At 60.5% G+C, this 6,000-nt stretch carries 4 protein-coding genes; 2 read left to right on the top strand and 2 right to left on the bottom strand.

Annotated elements, in window-relative coordinates; genetic code table 11:
- Nucleotides 1-310: 310 nt before the first annotated feature.
- On the top strand, nt 311-3,205 hold the full coding sequence (uvrA, locus tag ACTS1X_RS10260) for an excinuclease ABC subunit UvrA (RefSeq protein ID WP_442614297.1): 2,895 nt from the start codon (nt 311-313) through the stop codon (nt 3,203-3,205).
- Nucleotides 3,206-3,334: 129 nt separating this feature from the next.
- On the opposite strand, the gene ACTS1X_RS10265 is transcribed toward uvrA, so the two are convergent.
- Together ACTS1X_RS10265 and ACTS1X_RS10270 are read right to left on the bottom strand one after the other, a co-directional pair.
- Entirely contained in the window at nt 3,335-4,237 is a 903-nt protein-coding gene (locus ACTS1X_RS10265) for a YecA family protein (protein WP_442614298.1), read from the bottom strand.
- Nucleotides 4,209-4,712: a hypothetical protein gene (locus tag ACTS1X_RS10270; RefSeq protein WP_442614299.1), complete on the bottom strand. Its 504-nt coding sequence runs from the start codon at nt 4,710-4,712 to the stop codon at nt 4,209-4,211. Before ACTS1X_RS10270 ends, ACTS1X_RS10265 begins: the two co-directional genes overlap by 29 nt.
- 413 nt (nt 4,713-5,125) lie before the next feature.
- Here ACTS1X_RS10270 and ACTS1X_RS10275 point away from each other — a divergent pair, with 413 nt between their 5' ends.
- Nucleotides 5,126-5,869: a hypothetical protein gene (locus ACTS1X_RS10275; protein ID WP_442614300.1), complete on the top strand. Its 744-nt coding sequence runs from the start codon at nt 5,126-5,128 to the stop codon at nt 5,867-5,869.
- Nucleotides 5,870-6,000 lie beyond the last annotated feature (131 nt).

Consider the following 6,000-nt stretch of genomic DNA (forward strand, 5'->3'; position numbering starts at 1 on the left):
TGGGGACCGATCGCTATTGCGACATCTGCCTGGGCGGCCGGATTGCCGACCGGGGCAAGCCCAAACGGCCCCAAGTGTATTGCTTGTATAATACGCTGCCAGCCGACGCGGCGGGGCGCAAGCGATTATTTGTAGGTCGCCCCCTTTGCCCGCCTGCACCATCGGGCAATTGGCGAAAGCCCGGCGCGCCCTATATTGCGCATTCCGTCTCTTCCCGCCCCGCCCGATTCGCGCCTTGCCCCGCAAGAACAAATATGGAACAAGCCCGACCCATGAGTCCCACGGAAATCACGACGCATCGGTGTTCCGAATGCTGACGAAGATAAGCGTCAAAGGCGCGCGCGAGCATAATCTCAAGGGCGTGGACATAGACCTGCCGCGCGACAGGCTGATCGTGATCACGGGCCTCAGCGGCTCGGGCAAGTCGTCCCTCGCCTTCGACACCATCTATGCCGAGGGACAGCGGCGCTATGTGGAGTCGCTCTCCGCCTATGCGCGGCAGTTTCTCGAGATGATGCAGAAGCCCGATGTCGAGCATATCGAGGGGCTCAGCCCGGCGATCTCGATCGAGCAGAAGACGACGTCCCGCAATCCGCGCTCGACCGTCGCGACGGTCACCGAGATCTACGATTACATGCGGCTGCTATGGGCGCGCGCCGGCATCCCCTACAGCCCCGCGACCGGCGAACCGATCGCAGCCCAAACGGTCAGCCAGATGGTCGACCGGGTGATGGCCTTGACGGAGGGCACGCGCTTCTACCTGCTCGCCCCGGTCGTGCGCGGGCGGAAGGGCGAATATCGCAAGGAGCTGGCCGAGTGGCAGAAAGCCGGCTTCACCCGCGTCCGCGTCGACGGCGAATTCCACGATATCGAGGACGCTCCGGCGCTCGACAAGAAGTTCAAGCATGACATCGAAGTGGTGGTCGACCGGCTGGTCGTGCGCGAGGGCATGGAGACCCGGCTGGCCGACAGTTTCGAGACGGCGATCCGGCTCGCCGACGGCCTCGCTTATGTGGACCTGGCGGACGCCGTCGTGCCGGGGCGCGAGGACGGCGAAACGGACGGCGGGAAGATGAAGGGCACGGGCCTGGCCGACAACCGCATCGTCTTCTCCGAGAAATTCGCCTGCCCGGTGTCCGGCTTCACGATCGAGGAGATCGAGCCCAGGCTCTTCTCCTTCAACGCGCCGCAGGGGGCCTGCCCGGCCTGCGACGGGCTCGGCGAGAAGCTCGAATTCGATATCGAGCTCGTCGTGCCGAACGGGGAACTCTCCCTGAAGAAAGGCGCGGTCGTCCCCTGGGCCAAGTCCAACCCGCCCAGCCCCTATTACATGCAGGTGCTCGGCAGCGTCGCGCGGCACTTCGAATTCTCGCTCGACACGCCCTGGAACGAACTCAGCGAGCATCATCGCGACGTCGTGCTGCACGGGACGCAGGGTCTGCCGATCACGCTCAGCTTCAAGGACGGGCGCAAATCCTACGACGTGAAGAAGCCGTTCGAGGGCGTTATCGGCAACCTGAACCGCCGGATGATGCAGACCGAGAGCGCCTGGATGCGCGAGGAGCTCGGCAAGTTCCAGACCGCCGCGCCCTGCGAGGTGTGCGGCGGCGCGCGGCTGAAGCCCGAGGCGCTGGCGGTCAAGCTCGGCGGCGAGGATATCTCGATGAGCGCGCGCCGCCCGGTCGGCCAGGCGCTGGCCTGGTTCGAGGCGCTGCCGGAGAAGCTTTCCGAAACCCAGCTCCAGATCGCGACGCCCATCCTCAAGGAAATCGTCGAGCGGCTGGGCTTTCTGAATAACGTCGGCCTCGACTATCTCAATCTCGACCGCTCGTCCGGCACCTTGTCCGGCGGGGAATCACAACGCATTCGCCTAGCGAGCCAAATAGGTTCAGGATTGTCCGGCGTTTTGTACGTTTTGGATGAACCGAGCATCGGCCTCCATCAGCGCGATAACGACCGGCTTCTCGCTACGCTCAAGCGCCTCCGCGATCTCGGCAACACGGTCATCGTCGTCGAGCATGACGAGGACGCGATCCGCCATGCCGATCATATCGTCGACATGGGCCCGGGCGCGGGCGTCCATGGCGGGGAGGTCGTCGCGCAGGGCACGCTGAACCAGATCCTGCGCGCGAAAAAGAGCCTCACCGCCGACTATCTGAACGGCCGCAAGGAAATCGCCGTCCCCGCAAAGCGCCGCAAGGGCACGGGCAGGAAGCTGACCGTGAAGGGCGCGACCGCCAACAATCTGCAATCGATTACCGCCAGCATCCCGCTCGGCACCTTCACCTGCGTCACCGGCCTCAGCGGCTCGGGCAAATCCACCTTCACCATCGACACGCTCTACGCCGCCGCCGCGCGCACGCTCAACGGCGCACGCATCGTCGCCGGCAAGCACGACAAGCTCGAAGGCTTGGAGTTTCTCGACAAGGTCATCGATATCGACCAGTCGCCGATCGGCCGCACGCCCCGCTCCAACCCCGCCACCTATACCGGCGCCTTCACCGCGATCCGCGACTGGTTCGCCGGCCTCCCCGAGGCGCAGGCGCGCGGATACAAGCCCGGCCGCTTCAGCTTCAACGTCAAGGGCGGCCGCTGCGAGGCCTGCCAGGGCGACGGCGTCCTCAAGATCGAGATGCACTTCCTGCCCGACGTCTATGTCACCTGCGACGTCTGCCACGGCGCGCGCTATAATCGCGAGACGCTGGAGGTGAAGTTCAGGGGCAAGAGCATCGCCGACGTGCTCGACATGACGGTCGAGGATGCGCATGAATTCTTCAAGGCCGTCCCGCCGATCCGCGACCGGATGGCGATGCTCGAGCGCGTCGGATTGGGGTACATAAAGGTCGGCCAGCAGGCGACGACGCTGTCGGGCGGCGAGGCGCAGCGCGTGAAGCTGTCGAAAGAGCTGTCGAAGCGCGCGACCGGCCAGACGCTCTACATTTTGGACGAGCCGACCACGGGCCTGCATTTCGAGGATGTGCGGAAGCTGCTCGAGGTGCTCCACGCGCTGGTCGAGCAGGGGAATACGGTGGTCGTGATCGAGCACAATCTGGATGTGATCAAGACGGCGGATCATATCCTGGACCTTGGGCCTGAGGGCGGCGACAAGGGCGGGACGATTGTGGCCGAGGGCACGCCGGAGGAGGTCGCGAAGACGAAGGGGAGTTATACCGGGGAGTATCTCAAAGGGATGCTGACGGGATAGGGGCTTGTCCGCCGAAGCCTTGGCGTAGGCGGAAGTTATAGGCGCTTATTGAGGTAGGCAGTGAGAAACCAGCAAATAGAGTGCCAGATGGGCACATCACGCAACATTCAACATATGATCGATGCGTGATTAAATACCCTGCCGATTGAGATCATGCACTTCATCTTTGCCGAAAAATTTTTGGAAACCACTCTCACCGTTATCTAATTCAGTAAGGCCAATAACATCAAAATGAGGACGAATCACTCCGCTCATGTGCATGCAGCAGTGTTCGTATTCCTTTCCAGAGTCGCAAGGACAGGGATCACCTCTATCTGCCTCAAAATATTTGTGCGGAATCCTTCTAGTAGTTTTTACTAAACTCCATCCATCGAATGGCGATTTAAGCGAATTAATGACAGTTTCAACAAGCCGGTAATCCATGGTGTCCTCGCCATCAGGCCCAGGTATAGTTAGCACAGAATATTTCTGAACCGGGTCTAGAACGAGCGCTATAGAAATGAACTTTGCACCTCTAATTATGCGCGTGCACATTTCTCCGTTATAGACTTTTCTTGGTATATGTTCGCACGGGGACCACGGCGTGACCAACAATCCGCAAATTGAACATTCTGCTTTTTCTATGATGAATTCGGGACTGGCAAAAACTTTATATGGATAGAGTTCCTGCCAATCTTGAACTCGATCTTTTATGAATTCTAGCTGGTAGAAAAAGACGTCAGATATCTGGTTATATTTTACGGCTGATATCGCTATTTCAATCTGTTCTAGCCTGTCCCATGCTTCTCGATATTCTCCATTCTTCAATTTTTCAAAAGTGTTCAGATAGTCACAAATAACGATGCATACAGTCCGTATGTGCCAGAGGAAGTTTGCGTTTTCCGGTGATCCTGAGGCCTGCTTATCTTTAAGGGCGACACCGATCTCTTCGATAAGAAGCTTCCAGAAATCTATGTCCTCGTTTGCAATCTCAGATGCAATGCGTTCGCAAAAATCTGTGGCGTCACTCGCTGGGATTTTCGATTGGTTCAACTGTTAGATCCCCAGATTCGATACATTTGTTCGCACTATCCAAAATGGTCTCGATTGCTTCTCCTGCCGGTCCCTCATAGTCGATAGAGATGCACTGACCATTGTGGCCTTCTACGATTATCTCTAGCTCAACTTTATCTGCTTCGCTGCCCTGTATCGTCCGAGAAATCTCAGTGGCAAGCACCGCTGCGGTTGCAGGCAACATTACGTAGTAGACGAGTATAGTTCCGAGCCGCCAAGACTTCGCATGCATTGATAGCTCGACAAATTTCTCCTCGCTAACAGCGATGCCAACAGTAATATCCGCTGCCTTTGAAAGAGCGTGAAAAAGCTCCGACGTGCCGGTCGGATACAAAGCCTCATGACCTTCCCTGAAATTTTCCCACGGTAGAAGGAGAACGTCTGCTCGACGCATTGATTCTGAAGTCGCATACTTTCGAATCCAATATTCTCGGTTTTTCTCCGATTCACTCACGGAGAGCTTTAGAAAAGTACGGTTTAGTCCAGTCATGCCTCAGTTAATGGCGAAACTTTATCGGCTGTCAATGTAGCGGCCAAGTGCTTCCTATTTGGAACAGCAACGGGGCAGAATAATAAGTCCCCTTGCAATGTAGGAGATCATCTGACCTACCCTGTCGGATGACGCATCACGAAAACCGGCAAAGCCCCGAACCCTCCAAAACATCCGTTAGTGCTGAGCCTGTCGAAGCACGGCCCTCCGCCGATAGACACCCTTCGACAAGCTCAGGGCTAACGGTTCAGGAGGAGGCACCCCTCCCCGCCCGCGCTGAGCCCGCCGATCCCGGATGGACGCCCGCCCGCCAGCGCTATTTCCTCTCCCGCCTCGCCGACACGGGCAATGTGCTCGGCGTGTGCCGGGAGATGGATATGTCGCGGCAATCGGTTTACGCGCTGCGCGCGCGGGACGCGGCGTTCGCCCGCGCCTGGCAGGGGGCGATGCTGCGCCATCGCGATGCGCTCGTCGATATCTGCATGGAGCGGGCGACGCTCGGGGTCAGGGAAGAGATCGTCGTCGATGGCGCGCTGGTCGAGCGGACAAAGCCCGACGGGACGATGCTGCGCCATATGCTGAACCGGGCGGACCGGCGCTGCGACGACGGGACGTTCGCCGCCCGGCCCGCGCGGCAGAGCGAACTGCATTTCGAAGCGCTGCTCGATTGCATCGATCCCGACGAGACGGTGCGGGCCGGGGGCGGGCCGCCGGATCGCGCGGAGCTGCTCGCCTGCATCGCGGACAGCGCGGAGCTGGGCTGGGACAAGCGCGATTATCCGGGGCTGTGCGCACCGGGATCCGCCCCGCTCTCGGCCGCCCCGGATCCGCTGGCCCGTTTCGCGAGCGAGGAGGAGGCCGCCGATGCGCTGATCGCGTACAAGCGCCTGATGGCGATGCGGCCGGAGGAGGTCGACATTTCCGATCTCGATCCGGCGGCGGCGGAGGAGTGGACCGAGGAGCAATGGCTGCGCGCCGAGCATAGCGGGCTCGCCGACCGGCTGTTCGGGACGGACGGGGAGCCGGGCGGGGCGGAACGGGCGGAGGCGGGCGAGATGGAGCGCGGCGCGGAAACGGAGAACGCGCCGGAGCGGGACCAGGCGCGCGGCGGCGACCCCTGACCTGTGTCAACCAGTGTCAACCGGGATGGGGGGTGCTTGTCTGTCAGACTCGACCTGCCGGTCGAGCGCGGCACCGGCCCTCTCCCCCTCCCGACCTCCCACGAGTGTACCCTGAATGGGAGGTCGGGAGG

Source organism: Parasphingopyxis sp. (assembly GCF_052168275.1).
Taxonomy (GTDB): Bacteria; Pseudomonadota; Alphaproteobacteria; order Sphingomonadales; family Sphingomonadaceae; genus Parasphingopyxis.

Coding starts and splice junctions, on each gene's coding strand:
- uvrA (WP_442614297.1), top strand. CDS start 311: ATGCTGACGAAGATAAGCGTCAAAGGCGCGCGCGAGCATAATCTCAAG.
- ACTS1X_RS10275 (WP_442614300.1), top strand. CDS start 5,126: ATGTCGCGGCAATCGGTTTACGCGCTGCGCGCGCGGGACGCGGCGTTC.